Below are 20,656 nucleotides of genomic sequence, written 5' to 3'. Positions count from 1 at the left end.
GGAGAGCGTGTGGAGCCGATTCTCACCGTCAAGTGCGGCGGTCACGGCGCGGTGGCGGCCGACCGTGTCTGCGCCGATGTGGCCGCGCTCGCCGAGCGGGCGCCAGTGGTGCTGGTCCACGGGGGTTCGGCCGAGATCGAGCGGCTCTCCGGACGGCTCGGCGTGCCCTCCCGGCAGATCCGCACGAACACCGGCATCACCTCGCGTCACACCGATGACGCGACCCTGGACGTACTCCTGATGGCGTTCGCCGGCGTCGTCAAGCCGCGGCTGGTCAATGCCCTGCAGCGGTCGGGGGCCGACGCGGTCGGCCTCACCGGCCTCGACGGCGGGCTGCTGCGCGCGCGCCGCAAGTTCGTTCGGCGTGCCGGGGAGGACGGGCGGCGCTACCTCGTTCGCGACGATCGAAGCGGACGCGTCACCGCGGTCCGCGAACGCCTCCTTCAGCGCCTGTTGGAGGAGGGCATCGTCCCGGTGGTCTCGCCGCCCGCGCTCGCCGATGACGGACCGGTCAACGTCGACGCGGACAGAGCGGCGGCGGCCGTGGCGGTCGCCCTCGGCTCCCCCACCCTGGTCATGCTGACCGGCGTCCCCGGTGTGCTGAGCGATCCCTCGGACGAGGGGACGGCCCTCCAGGAGTGCGCCGTCGGCCCCGAGGGGGCACCCCCGTTCCTCGGAGGGGGCATGGGGCGCAAGCTCATCGCCGCCCGCGAGGCACTGGCGGGCGGTGTCGGGCGGGTCCTCATCTCGGACGGGCGCGTGGACCGACCGGTGTACGCCGCGCTGGAAGGCGCGGGCACCGAGATCACCCTCGACCAGGTGTCCGAGCCCCCGGGAAGGAGCCGACCATGAACCCACGGACGGACCGCGCGCACGCACCACCGGCGAACTGCCGGGCCGACCCGGTCGCTTTGCTGCGCGCGCTCCTGGAAGCCTCCTCGCCCTCGGGCGCCGAAGCCGCGGCGGCCGAGGTGGCCGTGGCCGCGCTCACGGAACGCGGTGTCACCTCCGGCATCGACGCCGCCGGCAACGCCGTCGGCTCCGTCGGTTCGGGGACCGGCCCGACCATCATGCTCGTCGGCCATCTGGACACGGTGCCGGGCGAAATACCCGTCCGTGAACACGGCGGACGGATGTACGGGCGCGGTGCCGTCGACGCCAAGGGCCCGCTGGCCGCCATGATCAGTGCCGCCGGCGCGGTGGCCACCGCGGGATTCCACGGCCGCCTGGTGGTCGCCGGCGTCGTGGGAGAGGAGACCCCGGAATCGCCCGGTGCCGAGTTCCTCCGAGCCGGCCACGAACCGCCCGACGCCCTGGTCATCGGGGAGCCGAGCGGCTGGTCCGGTGTCGTCCTCGGGTACAAGGGCAGGATGGACGTGGCCTACCGGGTCGACGTTCCCGCCACGCACTCCACGAACCCCGCCCCCTCCGCAGCCGAACTCTGCGCACTGGCGTGGGAAGCGCTACGGCCCGTCTTCGGTACACGCGAGGGAGCGGCGTTCGACCGTCCCACCGCGACGCTGACGCACCTGCGTTCGGACGCGGAGACGGCGACCGCCGTCCTCGACGTGCGGACTCCGCCCGGATGCGACCCCGAGGTCCTGCTCGCCGACATGAACGACCGCGTACCCGCCGGTGAGTTCCGGCTGCGGCACGCCGTCCCGGCGGTGCGCGCGGGGCGGGCCGACCCTGTGGTGCGTGCCCTGACCGCGTCCGTTCGACGCCATGGGAGTGAACCGCGGCTGAAGGTCAAGACCGCGACGTCGGACATGAACACGCTCGGCCGGACCTGGCGGGTTCCCATGGCGGCCTACGGCCCGGGAGACAGCCATCTGGACCATGGACCCGACGAACACCTGGTCATGGCGGAGTACCTGCGCTCCATCGACGTGCTCACCGAGGCGATCCACGGGCTCGCCGCCGAACTCGCCGCACAGCACCGACCGTAAGGGGGAACGTGGACCTGGACCTCACCGACGAACAGCGGCTGTGGCGCGCCAGAGTGCGCTCGACTCTGGATACCCCGGCCATCCGCGCCGAACTCACCGCGCTCGAGGCCTCCGGCGAAGCCGAACCCGACGTACGGGCGCTGTACCGGCTCCTCGGGGAGACCGGGCTGCTCGCCGTCGACTGGCCCACGGCCTACGGCGGCCGGGCCGGTTGCGGTGCGGCGGAGGCGGCCGTGGTCGCCGAGGAACTCGTCCGCGCGGGTGTCCCGGACACACTGCACGTCAACACGATCCAGATCGTCGGCCGCTTCCTCCTCTCCACGGGCACCCACCGGCAGCGCCACCGATGGCTGCCCGGTCTGGCCAGGGGCGAGACGTTCGCGTGCGTGCTCTACACCGAACCCGGGGCCGGATCCGACCTGGGTGCGTTGCAGACCGCGGCCGAGCCGGTCGAGGACGGCTACCGGTTGACCGGTGTCAAGTCGTTCAGTGTCAAGGCCGACCTGGCGGACGTCGCTCTGTGCGCCGCCCGCACGTCCACCGGGGCCGGCCGGTACCAGGGCCTGAGCCTGTTCATGGTGCCGATGGACGCCGACGGGGTACGGCGGTCCACGCTGGACGGCATCACCGACGAGAGCTTTCACCGCGTCGAACTCGACGGGGTCCACGTAGGCGGCGACACCCTGGTCGGCACCGAGGGGCAGGGGTGGTCGCTACTGCTCGACGCCCTCGCGCTCGAGCGCACCGGTCTGGACTACGCGCTCCGAGCACGGCGCTGGTTCGGCGCCGCACTCAGCGGCCCGGCACCGATCGGCCCCGGCAACGACGCGGCCGTCGCGGAGACCGGCCGCCTCGGTGCCCGGATCAACGCGGCCCACTGGCTGGCCCGAAGGGTTCTGGAGGACCAGGAGGAGGGCGGGGTCGACGGCGCGGCCGCCGCCGTCGCCAAGTACTGCGCCAGCGAAACCGCCCAGGAGGTCGCTCACTGGGCCGCGAGCGTCCACGGCAGCGGCCCCCACGGGTGCCTGTCCTCCGACCTCCACGCGGCGGTCGATGCCGCTTACCGAGAGGCTCCGGGGCTCACTCTGTCCGCGGGGACGTCCGAGATCATGCTGGACATCGTCGCCGCCGAACTGGAGGCGCCGACCGGCGGCGCGGCCTCCCCTCCTCCCCCTGGAGCCGACCCAGTCCTCGCCACGCTGCGCACCGCTCTGAGGAACACCCTCGCCGAGACGGTTCCGGACGACGCCCAGGAGGCGCCGGGGTGCCCGGCCCGCGTCCAGACGGTGTGGGAAGCGCTCGACGGCCTCGGGGTACCGCTGTACGAAACGGGAACCGACCAGGAAGGACTGGACCTGGGTCTCTCCGTGGGCGCCGCCGTATGCGAGGAACTCGGACGTGCGGGGCTGCCCGACCCCTACCGTGGGCACGCCCTGATCACTGATGTCGGCGGCGGTGCCGAAACCACCCCAGCGCCGGTCTCTCTCACGGGATTCGAGGCGCTTCCGACAGGTTCGGGGCTGACGGTCCGCACCGCCCCCGGAGGAACGGTCGAACGCGACGGGGCACGTGTCAGTGGCACCGTCGTGACGGAGTCGGTGGGGACGGCCCCCCTCGCCGTGGTCCTCGCCGGCCCCGAACGGCCCTGGGTCGCGCGCCTACCGGTGGCACGCTCCGGATGGAGTCCCACGACCACGGGCACATGGGCGCGTGTCATCTCCTTCGAGCGGGCCGACATCACGCCGGACGACATCGTGGGGCCGCTGGGGCCGGAACTGGACCGTGCCCGCGTCCGCCAGGCCTCGTACCTCCTGGGGGTCGCCGAGGGAGCACTCGAACAGGCGGTCGCCTTCACCGGAGAGCGCCGGCAGTTCGGGCGCCCGATCCGCGAATTCCAAGCGGTGGGGCACCTGCTCGCCAGGTGCACGGCGCGTCTGGCTCTGCTGCGCGCCGCGATCTCCCTCGCGTCCTGGTGCTGCGACACCGGACGCCCGACCACCACGGCAGCCGTCGACGCACTGCTCCTGGCCGCGCAGACCGTTCCCTCGGTCACCAGCCACGCCATGCACGTGTGCGGTGTGCGCGCCCTGACAACGGGACTGTCGGTCCATCGCCACTACCGCCTGGCCGTGCTGGACGCGGCTCGGTTAGGGGCCGCACACCACCTGTCGTTCCTGGCGGGACGTGGCCGGAGCAGCGGAGGGGAGCGCGCGTGAACGCACCATCACGGCTGAACGATCCCCGATCTGAAGGCGAAGGACACCAACTGCGCACGGTCACGCAGTTTGAGTTTCTGCCGGAGCCGATAGGTGTGCGTGCGCACCGTCGCCAACCCGAGGGACAGCTCCTCAGCGATCTCCTCGCTGCTGAGACCACGTGAGACGAGTTGCAGTACCTCCCGCTCACGGGCCGTCAGCTCGCGCACCTCGTCAGGAAAGTCACCAGGAGGCAGGTTTGTCCGCCGGAAGCACCAGTCCAGGACGCATTCCATCACGCTCGGGGACAGGGACACGCTGCCGCGGCCGACGGCGTACACCGCGTTCACCAGATCCTGTTCGTTCGCTTCCTTGCGCAGGTAGCCGGTGGCCCCGGCCTCCAGTGCCTGGAAGGCGGTCTCATCGTCGTCGTCGAGTGTGTACACCAGGACGCGTGGTGGAGGTTCGAGCGCCTCGCGCCGCAGTCTTCGGAGCAGTTCCAAGCCCGTGCGCCCGGGCAGCGCCGCGTCGAGGATGACCACGTGGGGACGGAGACGACGGACCGTGTGCATCGTTTCCACCCCGCTTCCGGACGCCCCGACAATACTTATTTCGGAACTCGCTTCGAGCGCCGTCTTCAGCCCTCTCTGAACCACGGGGAGTTCATTGCAGATGAAGATCCGCAACTCCCCTCCGGAGGTCGAAGAAAGGCGAATATCATGGCCATTGATAGCAGACAGATCTTTGGACAACCGAGCGGGAACAGTCATGCTCTATCTCGCATTCAATGAAGTTACCTTCGTATGCATGCAACACCTAGGAGACAGGGACAGCCACACGTTGACCACATACCCACCCAGACTCAGAGGTCACTTATCAAAGCTCGAGAACATGAAACTCGAACACGTCTTCGCAGCTCAGCACACTAGAACGAGTTCACTCGCCCTCTTTTGGGCGGCTTCGAGCCGCCTCGCCACGGCAGGCAAGCCGCAAACGATATCCATCCTTCCACCACCGAGCGTCACAATTTTCTTCACGGAGAGTGAAAACCAGCGTCAGCTCCGAGCCGACGCCCAAAACACGCTACGACACCGCCGGAAAAACTCCGCGGAACTCGAACTATTGGAAAGTGGCGCCATGCTCATCTGCGGACTGAAACTTACACACGACGGCGGAATCGCCTTGGTGAACGACTCGAGAATTGTCTTCAGCATCGAGATGGAGAAACTATCGGACTGCCATCGCCACGCACGCTTGGATGACCTGGCGTCGGTCGAGCGCGTACTCGAGATCGAAGGATTCACCCCGGACGACATCGACGCCCTGGTCGTGGACGGCTGGCATGCCGGACCGGACGGTCAGTCCCGTGTCGATGTCCGCTCCCAGGTCGGCGAACTGTCCCTACCGACCGCTCCCTACCAGGAGAGCCCCGGCGGCGACCCTGCGGCGTCCTTCCATTTCGACGGCCTGCCCCTCGCCGGGCGGTCCCTCTCCTACAACTCCTACCATCACGCCGCCGGCCACCTGTTCTCCGCGTACGCGACCGGGCCCGCCGCCGCGGAAGGGCGACCCAGCCTCGTTCTGGTATGGGACGCGGGAATGCTCCCGACCCTGTATGAGGTCTCCCCCGGGAAAGTACGGAAGAGGGCAGTGCTCGCGTCGCTCTTCGGGGACGCTTTCACAGAGTTCTCCCGCCGTTTCGACCCGTACCGCGCCCAATACGAGGCGGAACTGCGAAAGTTCGGAAAGGAATGGCCGTTCGCCATCGCGGGGAAGGCTATGGCCTACGCCGGCCTCGGGAAACCCGTGCCCGAGCTGTTCCCTCTCATGCAACGGGTACTGGACGATATCGGCCCCATGACGGTCGGGGCGGGCGGCGTTCTGGCCGATCAGCTCATCGCCGAACGCGACCGGCTCTGTCCCGGCCTCTCCGACGCCGACCTCATCTCCACGTTCCAGGACTTCCTCGGCGAAATGCTCGTCCGATCGCTCATCCGCGTCGTCGAGCGATTCTTCCCTCACCAGGCGCCTGACCTGTGCCTCTCGGGTGGTTGTGCCCTCAACATCAAATGGAACAGCGCCATCAGGCGCAGCGGAGTGTTCCGCACGGTCTGGGTTCCTCCGTTCCCCAACGACTCCGGCTCTGCCATCGGCACCGCCCTCGCACACCAGGCCGCGCGGGGCGGCGGACACACCGTCGACTGGACCCCCTACGCCGGCCCGGTTCTGGAGGAGGCCAGACCACTGCCCGGATGGACCAGTCGGCCCTGCACTCCCCAGGAACTCGCATGCCTTCTGGCCGACACCGGCGCCCCGGTCGTCGTCCTCCATGGGCGCGCGGAGCTCGGTCCCCGCGCCCTCGGCAACCGCAGCATTCTGGCTCCGGCCGTGGAAGCGGGCACCAAGGACCGGCTCAACGGGATCAAAGAGCGTGAGCCCTACCGCCCCGTCGCCCCGGTCTGTCTCGAACACCGCGCTCCCGACATCTTCGACCCCGGAACGCACGACCCCTACATGCTCTTCGAGCACCGGATCCGACCCGCGTGGCGCGACCGGATCCCGGCCGTCCTGCACCTCGACGGGACCGCCCGGCTCCAGACCGTCACCTCCGAGCAGAACCCCCTCATCGCCGAGGTCCTGGAGCACTACGACGCCCTCACGGGAATCCCGGTCCTGTGCAACACCAGCGCAAACCACAAGGGGCGCGGGTTCTTTCCCTCGATCGCCTCCGCCATGCGTTGGGCCGGCACCTCCTACGTCTGGTCCGAAGGGATCCTCCACACCGCCCCCGACGCCCCGCCCCCAGCGGGGGACCGGGCCGTGGAAGTGACGTCCCCGAAACGGTAGCGGCTCCTGGGCCACGGACGAGGACTGCTGACACCGGTCGCGTCGCCTCGCAGCCGACCTGCCCGAGGCCGGGCACGAGGCCGCACTGGTCCGCACTGGTCCGCACCTGCGTGACGGCCGGTGGTACAGACGGTGCGCCGGGGCCGCGCGGGATCGCACGCTTGAGGCCGTCCGTGCCCCCGCGCGCCGGATCAGCCCCGTGGCTCCACCGGCAGCGCGCCGAACACCCCCGCGTCCAGCAGCAGGTCGCCGGCCCCCTCCGGCGGGGCGGTGAAGGCCAGTTCACCGAAGGTCATGGGTGTGTCCTCGGACAATCCCGGCCAGGCGATCGACCACAGCGGCTCCGACTCCGCTTCGGAATCGCCCACCCGCAGTCGGGGGACGACCGCGCCCGTGGCCGGATCGATCAGGGTGAGCTCCTCGGGGAACAGGTCGGGTCGGCGCTGGGAGTCCGGAACGTTGTCGGCGCCCTCCGCTTCCAGCCGGTACTCCAAGGTGAGGACGCCGTCCTGGACCTCATAGCCCTCCACGGACATACGCCAGGTCACGCCGGCCTCCTCGAAGCGCGCCCAGCCCTCCTCGTCGGTCCGGGCCTCGGTCGGGACCGGGTCCACCGGCTCGGGGGCGTCCGGGACGAACGCCTGCGCGTATCCCGGCACGTCCGTCTCCGGAGCGGGAGTGGCGAAGTCGAGCGGGACTCTCTCGGGTTCCTCCTCGTCCTGGGCGCTCTCGGTGTTCTGGGCGCCCTGCGGACTCCACAGCGGTTCGGTGTCCCCGGCCCCGCCGCGCACCTCGACGTCGGGGATCCTGATCTCCCCGTGCGGGCCTCGGACCTCGAGCTCGCCGGTGCCCGGCTCCAACGGCGCGGAGAACAGGACGATCTCGTACTGCGTCCGCGGCTCCCACACCTGCTCCCCACCCGTGACCGTGCCCAGGTCGGTCTGGTTCTCGTACAAGCGCCCGTTCACCGGGTCCCAGATCCGGAACCCGTCACCCGTGCCGTCGCCGCCCACGAAGTACGCGGGGTCGAAGACCGCGTGCTCGTCATCGGAGTGGGAGAAGTTCAGAACGGTGCGCGTGTGGCCGTCCATGGCCGCCACCTCGACGACTTCCAGACGGGCGCGCACGGTGTCGTCTCCCGGACCCAGCAGGCCGTAGGTGACATCGAGTCCGGCGTCGGGGTTCACACACCCGCAGGCCATGTCCTGTCTCATCAGTTGCACCGTGATCACCGCGCCGAGTACCAGGACCGCCACTCCGGCGACCGTGGCCGCCGTCCACCGGCGCCGCCTGCGCGGCCCTCCGCCCGTCTCCGCCACCGCGATTCCCTTCCCTCTGCCCTCCCTGTGTCCGATGCCGCGGGCGGGCGGCGGGTTCCGGTGTTCGAACGTGGACCTGCGGGACGCGATGCGGGTCCGTTCCGGGGACCCGCTGCCGTCCCCCATCGACGACGTGCGACTGGACACCGATGCCCGACCGCCTACACGGCCGACTACTCATGGGAGTGAGCCGCCGTGAAGGGGGCCGGCTTCGCCGTTCTGGGGCCGGTGTTCGCGATCGGCATGGCCGTGGGGACCAGGCGCTATCAGGCCAGGGCACTCGCCGCCCGCGATCACGGGCACGGGTACGGGTACGGGTACGGCCACTGACATGGGTATCGCCAGGGGCTCTGACCCTGGTCGGACGGGACCGGGCAGCACCGCCTCGGAGGCGTCCACCTCCTCTTCGTCGTCATCGACGTCGGAGACCGCGACGACGGCCTCCTCGGCCACGACCAGCGCGGAGACGATCGCCGACACCACCGCCGCCGCGGAGGAGTTCATGGCGACGCTGTCCGACGAGCAGCGTGAAGAGCTGCTCCACGCCTACGACGACGAGTCCAAGACCACGACGTGGTCGAACTTCCCCGTCACCTTCGTCGACCGGGCCGGGCTCAACCTGGAGGACCTGGGCGAGGAGCAGCGGGCCGCGGCCATGAAGGTCCTCGAATCGCTCCTGAGCGAGGAGGGCTACGAGACCGCCACCGGCATCATGGGCGCGGACGAGCTCCTCCTGGAGAACAGCTCCAGCACCGAGGACTCGCTGGGCCAGTACTACATCGCCTTCTTCGGCGACCCGTCCGACTCCAGCGCGTGGCAGGTGCAGTTCGGCGGACACCACCTCGGCCTGAACGCCACCCTGGACGGGTCCGACGACGCGATCACCTTCGCGCCCACGCATCCGGGGCTCCAAGCCGCCGTCTACACCGACGAGGAGGGCAACGGGGTCGAGCCGCGTCTCCGACGGACGTGCCTGTCGACCGGAGCGCACCACGTGCGCCACGGTCGGAGGGCACGGCGCTGTCGACGCGGCGCCGTCGTCCGTTGCGGGAGCGGCGCGCTTCCGGCTCACCGTCGCCGCACCCCGACGCGCCGGTTGCCGGCGGGCGGCCGGGCCCGAGGGCGGAACGGATCGCCGACGCCGAGGCCGGGCGGGTCCCATGCCCCGTGGGATGGGCGCTTGGGCGGTCCGCCCGGCCGCATCCGGCCGACACCCATGAACGTGTCCGCCGGCCGGGTTATGGGAGGCTCTGGTGTCACGGCCCGAGCGGAAGCCGCCCGGCACCACTCCAGCATCGAAAGACGGCATCGGCTATGGAAAGCTACGGGGTTCAACTAGGCCTCGTCCTTGTCCTCGTTCTCGTCAACGCCCTGTTCGCGGGCAGCGAGATCGCCCTGATCACGCTCAGGGAAGGACAGATCAAGCAGTTGGCGGCCGGGGGGCCGGGCGGTCGGGCGGTGGCTCGCCTGGCACAGGACCCCAACCGCTTCCTGGCCACCATCCAGGTCGGGATCACCCTGGCGGGTTTCCTCGCCTCCGCCACCGCCGCCGTCTCCCTGGCCCAGCCGCTCATCGAGCCCCTGGGCTTCCTCGGCTCCGCCGCCGGACCCGTGTCGATCGTTCTGGTCACCGTAGTGCTGACCTTCGTCACCCTGGTCTTCGGTGAGCTGGCTCCCAAACGCATCGCCATGCAGCGGTCCGAGGCCTGGGCGGTGATGGTCGCCCGCCCCCTGGACCTGCTCGCTATGCTCGCCCGACCCGTGGTGTGGCTGCTGAGCGCCTCCACCGACCTGGTGGTGCGCATGACGGGCGGCGATCCCTCCGCGGCCAAGGAGGAGATCAGCGAGGACGAGCTGCGCGACATGCTCGCGGCCCAGCGGGGCATGACCAGGGAGCAGCGCACCATCATCTCCGGAGCCTTCGAGATCGACGACCGGCGCCTGCGCCAGGTCGTCGTTCCCCGTGGTGAGGTGTTCACCATTCCCTCCCGGACGCCCGCGGTCGAGGCGGCGCACATGCTCGCCGAGCACGGACACTCCCGTGCCCCGGTCGTCAACGAGGAAGACATCGACGACGTGCTCGGTGTCGTGCACTGGTCCGACCTGATACGTGGTGAGGGCAGCACGGGAGAACTCGCCCGCGAACCGCTTCTCTTCCCCGACTCCCTGGTCGTGTCGCTGGCCCTGCGCCGCATGATCGCCGAACACCAGCAGCTGGGCGTGGTCGTCAACGAGATGGGCGGCGTCGACGGCATCGTGAGCCTGGAGGACCTGCTGGAGGAGATCGTCGGAGAGATCTACGACGAGACCGACTCCGACATCCGCACCGTGGACCGCAACGACGACGGCTCCCTCACGCTGCCCGGGACCTACCCCGTGCACGACCTGCCCGACATCGACGTCCATCTGAAGGACGCTCCGCAGGGCGACTACGTCACCGTCGCCGGGCTGATCATCGCCGTCCTGGGCCACATCCCCCAAGAGGCGGGGGAAGAGGTGGAGCTGGACTCCTGGAAGGCCAGGGTCGACCAGGCCAACGGGCGCACCATCACCCGGGTGACCCTGTATCCCGCGACGTAGCATCCCTGCCCCGTCCGCGTGCCGCGGTTTCGGCCCCGGGCGGGGCGGGGTCCCGCCTGTGCCACCCCGACCCCGAATCGCAAACCTACTCTTACGAGAGGGTAGAGTTGGGGTCGAAGGGTGGACCTGCTTCCTTGCGCTCATCGCCCTTTCTGTGGTGGCACGGGACAGGACTCCTCTTCATGCCGGTATCCGTGCCACCACTCCCCCTCATGCGCGCCGCGCGCACGGACACCTGGAGGTACTGGTGGTCACTCGCACCGACATCGCGCACTACCTGGACGGAGCGTTCACCTCCGGGGGCATCACCCGCAGGCAGATCATCCACATCGCCGGCCGGCGCGGAGCGCCCGAACCGGTCCTGGACACCCTCGGCCTGCTACCCGAGGGGACCTACGCGAACCTGCGCACCCTGTGGCCCCATCTACGTGAGGTCCCCCGTTCGGTGTGAGTCGAATGACCCCTCCCTCATCGACCAGGGATTTACCCTCATGACCGTTTCGCCCTCTCCTGGCCGGGCAGCCGATCTCATAAGGACCGCAAGCTCCGGACCCCAGGGAGGAGTCATGGCCGACGCCACCGAGCAGGCACTGCACACGCGTGACGAGCACTACGACATGGTGAGCGTGCTGTACCACGTGCTCCAGGAGGGCGACTCGATCGAGCGCTACATCCGCGACGCCAAGGACTCCGGCGACGAGGAGCTCGTCGAGTTCTTCGAGCACGTCCAGAAGCAGGACCGCGATCGCGCCGCGCGTGCCAAGGAACTGATCAAGGCACGGCTGTAAGGCCACCACATCCGCGCACGGCCGGGCAGGAGCGCCTTCGCTCCCCCGGCCGTCGTCGTGTCCGGACCCACCACACGACGAAGAGGTGGCGGGCGAAAGCGAATCCGTTGAGCCAAGGACCACACCCGTCCTCCTTCACACGCCGGTGCCTCCAGAGGGCCCGGCGTTCGACCTGGTCTCGCCCCCGCGGTGAAGCGCGCGGGCGACGGCGCTGATGCGCTGTCTGCCTTCCAGCTGGTCCAGCCAGGTCGTGGGAATGGCATGCTCCCCACAGCGCACGCCGGCCAGGCCCCCGGCGAGGGAGGCGACAGCGGATCCGCCTCCGATCGCCACCGCGAAGCGCACGGTCTCGGCCACGTCGTCCGGCGAGCGCACGAAGGCCGCCAGCGCGGCGGGGACGACGTCGAGCGCACATGCGCCGTGGCCGAGTTCGCGGGCCACGTCCGCCGGTGTGTAGGGCTCGCGCAGCAGGCCGCCGAGGCGGGAGAGTTGCGACCGGAACTCGGGGGTCGTGGCGTAGCGCCCCACCGTGGTGACCAGGTGCGTCACTGCCAGCGGCCGGTCCGCGGGGGCGCGGAGCGCGTAGGCCACCGCGCACGCCTGCACGGCCGCGCCGTCCAGTGCCCCCGGATGGCCGTGGGTGATCTGTGCGGCGGCTCTGGCGACGCCGGCCAGGCGGTTCATCGGCAGAGAGAGCAGCCCTGCCGGGAGGGCCGGCACGGCCGCGTCGTCCTCCGACCCGTTCGGACCGGGAACGGCCTCCGCGGTCCGGTGCCACGGGATGCCGTTCTCGACGCCCAGGAAGACCCGCACCGCCGCGGCGTCGTATCCGCGTGCGGAATCGTCGTGCCAGGCCCGGGTCAGGTCGCGCGCGAGCCCGTCCTGGTCCAGGCCGGCGCGGGCAGGGTCGTCGCGGGAGGCCAGGTGGTCGGCGAGCGCCAAAGCCAGGACGGTGTGGTCGGTGTAGCGCAGCGGGGACAGAGTGGACGCGTCCTCGCCGTCGGCCGAGGAGGCGCTCAGGGCGTCACCGCAGGCCGCGGCGAGCAGGCAGCCCGTGAACCGCTCATCCTCGGGAGGGACCGGGCGCACCGGTATCGGCTGGCCGGCGGTCGTCTGGTCGATGGGCATGGGGGCCGCTTCCGTCGTGTGGTCCGCCTCCCCGGGGAACGACTTCCGCCGGGGACGCGGGGGTGCCCGGCCCGGCGTGTGCAGGGCCGGACCGGACACGTGGGACGGACGGGTCACCCTCCTGGCTCGGCGCCCGTCCGCGTATGGGGCGTCACTGCCAGCCGCGCACTCCGACCGGAGCGGGCAGGGGCTCGTTGAGCCAGGTCCAGGAACCGTCGTGCTCGGTGAAGCGCCGGTGCAGGGTGTCGATCTCCGCCAGCGGTATCGCGGCGGTCTCGCGCCACGCTCCGGCGGCGCGTTCCTCCAGGTAGAGGGTGTGTGCATCGGTACGCATCCGAGTCGCCTGCCGGGTGCGCTGGGAACCGTCCTTGAGAAGGAGGCGGTAGTGGGCCATGGTGCTCCGTCGTGGGTCGTGGGTCTGGAGCGGGGCGGCGCTCCCCTGTACGCACGCCACGAGGGGGAAGGGTCGGGGCACAGGGGAGGCCGCTGCCACTCGCGGGAGCAACTCTACCCTCACGTGAGAGTAGAAACCACACGGGGTCAACGGGGAAGGATCAGGTTCCCCGTCTCCTCGCCGCCCTCGCGCCTGCGACTGGCGGCGGACCGGTACTGGCCGGGCACGGGCTTTTGCCGGTTGGCGCGGGCGAGCATGTCCGCGTCGCAGTCGGCGCACAGCGGGATGTAGTGCAGCGAGACGATCGAGAGCTGGGTCCCTCGGGAGTACTGCGTCAGTGCCTGGGGTCGCATGTGGATGTCCTGGCCCTGGCAGGTCGCGCAGGTGTAGGGCGTATCCCGGGGCCAGCGCGCACCACAGGCGTCGCAGCTGATGTGGATGCCCGACTCGGTGCGCTCACCGGTGAGTTCGTCCTCTTCTCCGCACCCCGGGCAGGTCATCTGACGCGGCATGGAGTCCTCCTGGCGTACGAGCGCGCTAACGTGGCGCTTTCAATGACCGACATCACCTAACCGAATCTAACGTTAGAGTAGAGTTGACGAAAAGGGGTACCGCGATGGCTGGAGCGGACCACATGCAGATCGGTGAGGTCGCCGAGCGCACGGGTCTGTCCCTGCGCACGATCCGCTACTACGGCGAGGTCGGCCTGGTCGAACCCTCCGCGCGTTCCCGTGGCGGGTTTCGGCTCTACACCCAGACGGATGTGGACCGCCTCAACCTCATCAAGCGGATGAAGCCCCTGGAGTTCAGCCTCGAGGACACCCGCGAACTCCTGGCCGCACTGGACCGGCTGAGCGAGGCCGACACCGACTCTGACGAGCGTGCGTCGCTCGGTGAGCGGCTGGACGCCTTCGAGTCGGCCATCGACGCGCGGTGCCAGACCCTGCGCGACCAGCTCGCGATGGCCGAGGAGTTCGCCGGACAGCTGCGCGAGCAGCGGTCCCGGCAGCACACCAACACCTGAGATCACGGAGGACGCAGTGACGACGACGGCTTCGGAGAGGTCGGCGACCGAGGTCGCTCGGGAGGCGGGGCGTCGGCGGACGTTCGCGGTGATCTCGCACCCGGACGCCGGTAAGTCGACGCTGACCGAGGCCCTGGCGCTGCACGCGGCGGCGATCTCCTCGGCCGGTGCGGTGCACGGCAAGGGCGACCGGCGTGGTGTGACCTCGGACTGGATGGAGATGGAGCAGGACCGGGGGATCTCGATCACCTCGGCCGCTTTGCGCATCGATTACTCCGGCCGGGTGTTGAACCTGGTGGACACCCCGGGCCACGCGGACTTCTCCGAGGACACCTACCGGGTGCTCTCGGCGGTGGACTGCGCGATCATGCTGCTGGACTCGGCCAAGGGCCTGGAGCCGCAGACGCTGAAGCTCTTCGACGTGTGCCGGGCGCGCAGGATGCCGGTGATCACGTTCGTGAACAAGTGGGACCGGCCCGGCCGGGAGCCGTTGGAGCTGTTGGACGAGATCGAGCAGCGGATCGGGTTGCGGCCCACGCCGTTGAACTGGCCGGTGGGCATCGCGGGGGACTTCCGCGGACTCGTCGACCGGAGCTCCGGTGTCTACACGAAGATGACGCGTACCCCCGGAGGCGCCAGCAAGGCCCTGGAGCAGACGCTCTCGGCTCAGGATGCGGCGCGGGTCGAGGGAGAGGAATGGCAGCAGGCCCAGGAGGAGATCGAACTTCTCCGTGAGATCGGTGCCGACTTCGACCACGAGTCGTTCATGGCCGGGGAGTCCTCCCCGGTGCTCTTCGGCGCGGCGCTGCCCAACTTCGGAGTCGGTCGGCTCTTGGAGGCGATCATCGGCCTCGCCCCCGCTCCGTCCGCGAAGACCGACATCAAGGACGAGCCGCGGCCGGTGGACGCACCCTTCTCCGGGCAGGTGTTCAAGATGCAGGCCAACATGGACAAGAACCACCGCGACCGGATGGCGTTCCTGCGCATCTCCTCCGGGCGGTTCGACCGCGGCATGGTGCTCACCCACGCGGCGACGGGTCGGCCGTTCGCGACCAAGTACTCCCAGGCGGTGTTCGGCTCGGAGCGCTCCACGATCGACACGGCCTTCCCCGGTGACGTGATCGCGCTGGTCAACGCCCAGGCACTGGCCGTGGGCGACACGCTCTACGACGGCCCCAAGGTGGACTTCCCGCCGATCCCGAGCTTCGCCCCCGAGCACTTCGTCGTCGCCCGCGCGGTGGACGCCGGCAAGTACAAGCAGTTCCAGCGCGGTATCGCCCAGTTGGACGCCGAGGGCGTGGTGCAGGTGCTGACCTCGGACGTGCGCGGTGAGCAGGCGCCGGTCCTGGCGGCGGTGGGCCCGCTGCAGTTCGACGTGGTGCGCCACCGCATGGAACACGAGTTCCGCTCCCCCATCGAGACCTCGCCGCTGAACTACTCCGTGGCGCGGCGCACCGACGCCGAGTCCGCCCCGGCGCTGCACGCGCTGTCGGGCGCGGAGGTGCTGCGCCGCCGCAACGACGGCGAGCTGCTGGTGCTGGTGCACAACAAGTGGCGGCTGCGGGTCGTGGAGCGCGAGCACCCGGACCTGTTCATGGAACCCCTCCTCGCCGGTGGTGTGGAAGAAGACACCTACTAGCGCACACCGCTCGCATCCGGGACCACACCCCTGGGCCCGTACCACCCGTGTCCGATTCCGCACGGCCCACGGCACCTCCATGCCGGGCCGACCTCGCCATGCCCTCTGCGAAGGAGTTCCTCTGCCCGCCCTGACCGCCTCCACCACGGCTACAGCGTCCGAGGGTTCGCCGCGTACCGGCGTGGTCGTCGTCCTCTCCGCCATCGTCCTGGCTCTGAGCGGCCCCGGACAGACCGCCGGCATCGCGGTCTTCGTCGACCACATCGTCACCGACCTGGACCTGTCACGATCCACCGTGGCCACCGCCTACATGATCGGCACCCTGGTCGGCGCGGTGACGCTGCCCTGGCTCGGCCGGGCCGTGGACCGCTACGGCGTCCAACGTGTGCTGGCCCTGACCGCGACCACCTTCGGCGCCTTCCTCGTCGTGCTCGCCTTCGCCACGGAGGTCTTCGGCCTGACGGCCGGCTTCGTCGGCGCCCGGGCCATGGGACAGGGCGGCATGACCCTCGTCGCCACGACCGCGGTCGCCATCTCCGTCACCCGTAGGCGCGGGACCATGCTCGGCATCACCAGCGCGCTCGGAGTCGCCGGGATCTCGCTGTTCCCCCTGCTGTCAGAGCGCGTGATCACCCTCATCGGCTGGCGCCACACCTTCATGGCCGAAGCGCTGCTGATCTGGGTCGTCGTCCTTCCCATCGCCCTGTGGGGGCTGCGCGGAGTCGGAGCGACGCGTCAGCACGACGTAGGTGCCCTCGCGGAGGGGGAAACGGACCACGCGCTGCCGCTGCGCCAGATCGCGCGCACGTCCATGTTCTGGGCACTGACCGCGGGAGTGGCATGCAGCGGGCTCGTCACGACGGCCGTGTTCTTCCACCAGATCGCGGTGCTGGGCGAACTGGGGCTCTCTCCGGTCCAGGCCGCGGCGAACTTCCTGCCCCAGACCCTCGCTGGAGTGGCCGCCACCCTGCTGTTCTCCTCAGCCGGCGATCGCTACTCTCCCAAGCTCCTGATGAGCGCCGCCATGGCTATGCACGCACTCACCCTCGCCCTGTTGCCGCTCGTCTCGCCCGGTGCGAGTGCCCTGGCCTACGGCGTCGCACTGGGCGCAGCCGCGGCGGCGGCACGGGCGGTCGAGAAGACAGCGCTGCCCCACTACTTCGGCACGGCCAATCTGGGAGCGCTGCGAGGCCTGACCCAATCCGTCGCGGTGGCGTCCACGGCCGTGGGACCGCTCCTGTTGTCCGTGGCACACCAGGTCGCGGGGTCGTACCGGCCAGGGGTCATCGTGCTGGCGGCTCTGTGCGCGCTCGTGGCGTTGACCACACCACTGGCCCGCGATCCCCGGGCGACGGCACCGGCCGCGTCTTCGACCGGACTCCGAGACGAGCACCGAACCCGTCCGCCAGCGTCGGTTCAGGGCGCTCCATAACAGCTGGCCGGGGTGGGTGGGACCACATTCGACCCCCAGACATCCGTAACTCTGTGTCAGCACCACCAAAACTCGGAATCCATCCCACAGAAACAGGCCTGACCTGGATATACACGCACCGGACGGGACTCGTGTGAGAGTCATCTCAACCGCACAGGGTGACGCCAACACTCACGTAACGGTAGAGTCGGTCGTGGTTGGGGTCGATGAGACGTCATTGATCCTGTGACCGCTTTCAGCCTTCCCGACCGGTCCTGACGGACACGGTCGGGCACGCGGCGACGAAGCCGCGCTCCGGGGCACTCAGGTGCCGCACCGGAACTCCAGGCGCCCAGCCGCCGCCGACTCCCGGAGTCGGTCGGCCCGGGTCCGCGCACCGTCGCCGCCTCACCCGACATGTACACCGCAGCCCTTGATGTGGGCTGCCCCAACCAGATGGGTTCCATGAATCTGCCTGTGAAGACCCGACGAGGGTCACTCAAGCCGCGCGTGCCCAGTGCGGCCCAGTTCCGCGCCGAGGTGATGGCCGGTCTGGTCGTCGCGCTCGCGCTGATCCCCGAGGCGATCGCGTTCTCCCTCATCGCCGGCGTCGACCCCCGCGTGGGCCTGTACGCCTCCTTCATCATGGCGGTCTCGATCGCCTTCCTGGGCGGTCGTCCCGCGATGATCTCCGCCGCCACCGGCGCGATGGCCCTGGTGGTGGCGCCGCTGTCCATCGAGTACGGCGTCGACTACCTCATCGCCGCCACGATCCTGGCCGGTCTCATCCAGGTGGGCCTCGGCCTGGCGGGCGTGGCCAAGCTGATGCGGTTCGTGCCGCCCAGCGTGATGACCGGGTTCATCAACGCCCTGGCCATCCTGATCTTCCTGGCCCAGCTGGAGCACCTGCACGGTGTGGGCGTCCCGATCTACGTGATGATCGCGATCGGTCTGGGCATCATCTTCGGCCTGCCGCTGCTGACCAAGGCGATCCCGGCTCCGCTGGTGGCGATCGTGGTGCTGACCGTGGGCGCCCTGACTCTGGGGATCAACGCCCGCACGGTCGGCGACATGGGCGAACTGCCCAGCACCTTCCCGATCCCGCTGCTCCCGAACGTGCCCCTCACCCTGGAGACGCTGGTGCTGGTCGCACCCTACGCCGTCACCCTGGCACTGGTGGGTCTGATGGAGTCGCTGATGACCGCCAAGGTCGTCGACGACGTCACCGAGACCTCCTCGAACCACGCCCGCGAGGCGCGCGGTCAGGGCATCGCAAACGTGCTGGTCGGGTTCTTCGGCGGTATGGCGAGCTGCGCGATGGTCGGCCAGACCATGATCAACGTCAAGTCCGGCGCCCGCACCCGGTTCTCGACCTTCCTGGCCGGGGTGTTCCTGCTCATCCTGTGCGTGGGTCTGGGCGACATCGTCGGCATGATCCCGATCGCCGCCCTGGTCGCGGTGATGTTCTTCGTGGCGATCGTGACCTTCGACTGGCACAGCATCGCCCCCGCCACCATCAAGCGCATGCCCTGGACCGAGACCCTGGTCATGGTAGTGACCGTGGCCGTGGTCGTGGCCACGCACAACCTGGCCTTCGGCGTGATCGTGGGCGTGATCGTGTCCATGGTGCTCTTCGCACGGAAGGCGGCGGTGCACGCCGGCCTGACCAGCGTGCTCGACCCCGAGGGCGGGACCCGCGTGTACTCGGTCAACGGCGAGCTGTTCTTCGCCTCCACCGGCGAACTGGTCGGCCGCTTCGACTACGCCGAGAAGGGCCTGACCAAGGCCGTGATCGACATGACCAAGGCCCACGTGTGGGACTCCTCGGCGGTGGCCGCACTGGACCAGGTGGCCGAACACTTCCGCAAGCACGACGTCGAGGTCGAGATCATCGGCCTCAACGAGCCCAGCGCGGAACTCCACAAGGAGCTGACCGGCACCTTGACCGGCGGCCACTGAGGCAGAACCCCGACACACAAGCACTGAGGCCCGCCGGGAGTGATCTCCCGGCGGGCCTTCGTGTCCCCGGTACGCCGCGTTCAGGGGCCGCAGACCTTCTCCATCAGGTCCAGGTCCCGCAGTGTGTCCGACCAACGGCCGACGTAGTGGAGAAGGGCGTGCGGGCCGGTAACGGCGTTCCGACACGTCGCGCCCGTCTCGGCGAACACACGTCGCGGGGTCGTGAGATCCATACCGTGGTGGTCGTTCATGCCCGTCCCGTCGAAGACTGCCGACGAGATCGAACTCCGGCGGTTCCGAAGTCAGGGCGAGGAGATGCTGAAGGAGCGAGCCGATGGGCCGGTTCGCCGACTATTCTACCCTTACGTAAGAGTAGAGTCTGGCTGGACACCACTGCTCTGGACGGAGACGACTCGATGATCTCCTCGCGCGGCACACCGCGGCCCGCCCCGGGAACCATGGCCGACCTGACCTCCGAGCGGGACGCCGGCTGTCTCGTGGCCGCACGCTGTGCCAACGGCCTGGCCCTCTCTCCGGTTCCCGAGGCGAACACCCCCTCCTCACTGCGCCCCTCCGGCAGCATGGCCCTGATGGCCGCACTGGCCGATCACCTGCGATCACGGACACGGGACGAGGACTGCGACCTCCATCAGGCCGGGCTCGCCCAGGAGTTCACCGACGCCTGGCAGCGCGACCCCGATCGGGGGTTCGGCGACGGGGAGGTCCGGATCTTCCTCGCCATCGTCAACGGCGTCTCGTGGCGCAACGCTACCGCGTCGGCCTTCGGCGGAACGGGCTCGTTCGGAGCGGCCGCGGCGGCCCGCGTGGCACCGGTCGGACTCCTGCCCGCCCCGCTGAACCGGCTGGACCAGCTCGCCAGGGACAGCGCCTACGTCACCCACGCCCACCCACTCGCCTTGGACGGTGCGGCGATCCAGGCGTGCGCGGTGGCCTATGCCCGCCGGGCGAGCCCGGATCAGCCGCTGGCCGTCTTCCATCTGGTGTCGACAGTGGCCCGGTACGCCACGACGCCGGACTTCCGTGCCCAACTGGTCCGGTTGGCCGCCCTTGTACGGGACCGGTTCAGCCATCAGGACGCGATCCGCGCGCTCGGCGGGGACGACGGTGCCGTCACGGCCGTTCCCCTCGCACTGGCCGCCTTCCTGCACTCTCCGGACGACCTGCCGAAGATCGTGCGCTTCGCCCTGCCGCTCGATCACGGCACGGGCCACATCGCGGCCATGGCCGGAGCCCTCGCCGGCGCCCGCAACGGCGCAGACGCGATTCCGCGGTCCTGGTCTCGGCGCCTGGCGGACACGGAGCACAGATGAGGCCGGAGCCGAGAGCAGCGGATCAACTGGCCAGTGCCCAAACCTGCTCTTACGAGAGAGTAGATCTTCAGGCCGCCTCCGAGGTTCGGCCG

19 protein-coding genes are annotated in these 20,656 nt (G+C 69.8%); 14 read left to right on the top strand and 5 right to left on the bottom strand.

Translation table 11 applies throughout. From position 1 onward, the window contains the following. The first annotated feature begins 9 nt into the window (after positions 1-9). The 3 genes from DFP74_RS20310 to DFP74_RS20300 are packed head-to-tail and all read left to right on the top strand — an operon-like array spanning position 10 to position 4,165. On the top strand, positions 10-852 hold the full coding sequence (locus tag DFP74_RS20310) for a [LysW]-aminoadipate kinase (RefSeq protein WP_233571061.1): 843 nt from the start codon (positions 10-12) through the stop codon (positions 850-852). After that, a complete protein-coding gene (locus DFP74_RS20305) occupies positions 849-1,949 on the top strand; it encodes a M20/M25/M40 family metallo-hydrolase (protein WP_121183764.1) in 1,101 nt (366 codons plus the stop codon). Before DFP74_RS20310 ends, DFP74_RS20305 begins: the two co-directional genes overlap by 4 nt. Positions 1,950-1,957: 8 nt before the next feature. Continuing rightward, positions 1,958-4,165 (top strand): acyl-CoA dehydrogenase family protein, encoded by a 2,208-nt coding sequence (locus DFP74_RS20300; protein ID WP_121183762.1) that lies wholly within the window; start codon positions 1,958-1,960, stop codon positions 4,163-4,165. Positions 4,166-4,173: 8 nt separating this feature from the next. Here DFP74_RS20300 and DFP74_RS20295 read toward each other — a convergent pair whose 3' ends face one another. Further along, positions 4,174-4,830, bottom strand: a complete 657-nt coding sequence (locus DFP74_RS20295) for a response regulator transcription factor (protein WP_158613029.1) — start codon at positions 4,828-4,830, stop codon at positions 4,174-4,176. Between the two features lie 205 nt (positions 4,831-5,035). On the opposite strand from DFP74_RS20295, the gene DFP74_RS20290 reads away from it, so the two are divergent. Continuing rightward, positions 5,036-6,991, top strand: a complete 1,956-nt coding sequence (locus tag DFP74_RS20290) for a carbamoyltransferase N-terminal domain-containing protein (protein ID WP_199725717.1) — start codon at positions 5,036-5,038, stop codon at positions 6,989-6,991. Between the two features lie 191 nt (positions 6,992-7,182). Here the strand turns inward: DFP74_RS20290 and DFP74_RS20285 are convergent, their stop codons facing one another. Continuing rightward, a complete protein-coding gene (locus tag DFP74_RS20285; RefSeq protein WP_121183756.1) occupies positions 7,183-8,310 on the bottom strand; it encodes a hypothetical protein in 1,128 nt (375 codons plus the stop codon). A 195-nt stretch (positions 8,311-8,505) separates the two neighbouring features. Between DFP74_RS20285 and DFP74_RS34935 the strand changes: the two genes are divergently transcribed. The 5 genes from DFP74_RS34935 to DFP74_RS20265 all read left to right on the top strand — a co-directional run bounded on the left by DFP74_RS34935 (position 8,506) and on the right by DFP74_RS20265 (position 11,678). Next, entirely contained in the window at positions 8,506-8,640 is a 135-nt protein-coding gene (locus DFP74_RS34935; protein WP_255499574.1) for a hypothetical protein, read from the top strand. A 1-nt stretch (position 8,641) separates the two neighbouring features. Continuing rightward, complete coding sequence (locus DFP74_RS20280; protein ID WP_121183754.1) at positions 8,642-9,649, top strand: DUF3500 domain-containing protein; 1,008 nt, start codon at positions 8,642-8,644, stop codon at positions 9,647-9,649. Further along, positions 9,625-10,890: a hemolysin family protein gene (locus DFP74_RS20275; protein WP_121183752.1), complete on the top strand. Its 1,266-nt coding sequence runs from the start codon at positions 9,625-9,627 to the stop codon at positions 10,888-10,890. Before DFP74_RS20280 ends, DFP74_RS20275 begins: the two co-directional genes overlap by 25 nt. A gap of 247 nt (positions 10,891-11,137) precedes the next feature. Beyond that, positions 11,138-11,341, top strand: coding sequence for a DUF2795 domain-containing protein (locus DFP74_RS20270; RefSeq protein WP_121183750.1), 204 nt, complete (start codon positions 11,138-11,140; stop codon positions 11,339-11,341). Between the two features lie 115 nt (positions 11,342-11,456). Then, complete coding sequence (locus DFP74_RS20265; protein ID WP_121183749.1) at positions 11,457-11,678, top strand: hypothetical protein; 222 nt, start codon at positions 11,457-11,459, stop codon at positions 11,676-11,678. Positions 11,679-11,813: 135 nt separating this feature from the next. On the opposite strand, the gene DFP74_RS20260 is transcribed toward DFP74_RS20265, so the two are convergent. The 3 genes from DFP74_RS20260 to DFP74_RS20250 form a co-directional block, all read right to left on the bottom strand. Further along, positions 11,814-12,806 carry an ADP-ribosylglycohydrolase family protein gene (locus DFP74_RS20260; protein WP_121183747.1) on the bottom strand — a complete coding sequence of 331 codons (993 nt, stop codon included), beginning with the start codon at positions 12,804-12,806 and terminating at the stop codon, positions 11,814-11,816. A 151-nt stretch (positions 12,807-12,957) separates the two neighbouring features. Beyond that, positions 12,958-13,140: a hypothetical protein gene (locus DFP74_RS20255; protein WP_370013405.1), complete on the bottom strand. Its 183-nt coding sequence runs from the start codon at positions 13,138-13,140 to the stop codon at positions 12,958-12,960. 206 nt (positions 13,141-13,346) lie between these two features. Beyond that, positions 13,347-13,712, bottom strand: coding sequence for a hypothetical protein (locus tag DFP74_RS20250; protein WP_121183743.1), 366 nt, complete (start codon positions 13,710-13,712; stop codon positions 13,347-13,349). Positions 13,713-13,816: 104 nt separating this feature from the next. Here DFP74_RS20250 and DFP74_RS20245 point away from each other — a divergent pair, with 104 nt between their 5' ends. The 5 genes from DFP74_RS20245 to DFP74_RS20225 all read left to right on the top strand — a co-directional run bounded on the left by DFP74_RS20245 (position 13,817) and on the right by DFP74_RS20225 (position 20,564). Continuing rightward, positions 13,817-14,224 (top strand): MerR family transcriptional regulator, encoded by a 408-nt coding sequence (locus tag DFP74_RS20245; protein WP_121183741.1) that lies wholly within the window; start codon positions 13,817-13,819, stop codon positions 14,222-14,224. Positions 14,225-14,240: 16 nt separating this feature from the next. Further along, positions 14,241-15,863, top strand: a complete 1,623-nt coding sequence (locus tag DFP74_RS20240) for a peptide chain release factor 3 (RefSeq protein WP_121183739.1) — start codon at positions 14,241-14,243, stop codon at positions 15,861-15,863. A 181-nt stretch (positions 15,864-16,044) separates the two neighbouring features. Beyond that, a complete protein-coding gene (locus DFP74_RS20235; protein WP_233571060.1) occupies positions 16,045-17,295 on the top strand; it encodes an MFS transporter in 1,251 nt (416 codons plus the stop codon). Positions 17,296-17,730: 435 nt separating this feature from the next. Further along, the gene (locus DFP74_RS20230; RefSeq protein WP_121183735.1) at positions 17,731-19,233 is read left to right on the top strand and encodes a SulP family inorganic anion transporter; all 1,503 of its coding nucleotides are present in this window, start codon (positions 17,731-17,733) and stop codon (positions 19,231-19,233) included. Between the two features lie 416 nt (positions 19,234-19,649). After that, positions 19,650-20,564 (top strand): ADP-ribosylglycohydrolase family protein, encoded by a 915-nt coding sequence (locus tag DFP74_RS20225; RefSeq protein WP_121183733.1) that lies wholly within the window; start codon positions 19,650-19,652, stop codon positions 20,562-20,564. Positions 20,565-20,656: the final 92 nt, after the last annotated feature.

Source organism: Nocardiopsis sp. Huas11, assembly GCF_003634495.1.
Taxonomy (GTDB): Bacteria; Actinomycetota; Actinomycetes; order Streptosporangiales; family Streptosporangiaceae; genus Nocardiopsis.
This window is presented reverse-complemented; position numbering and strand designations above follow the sequence as displayed.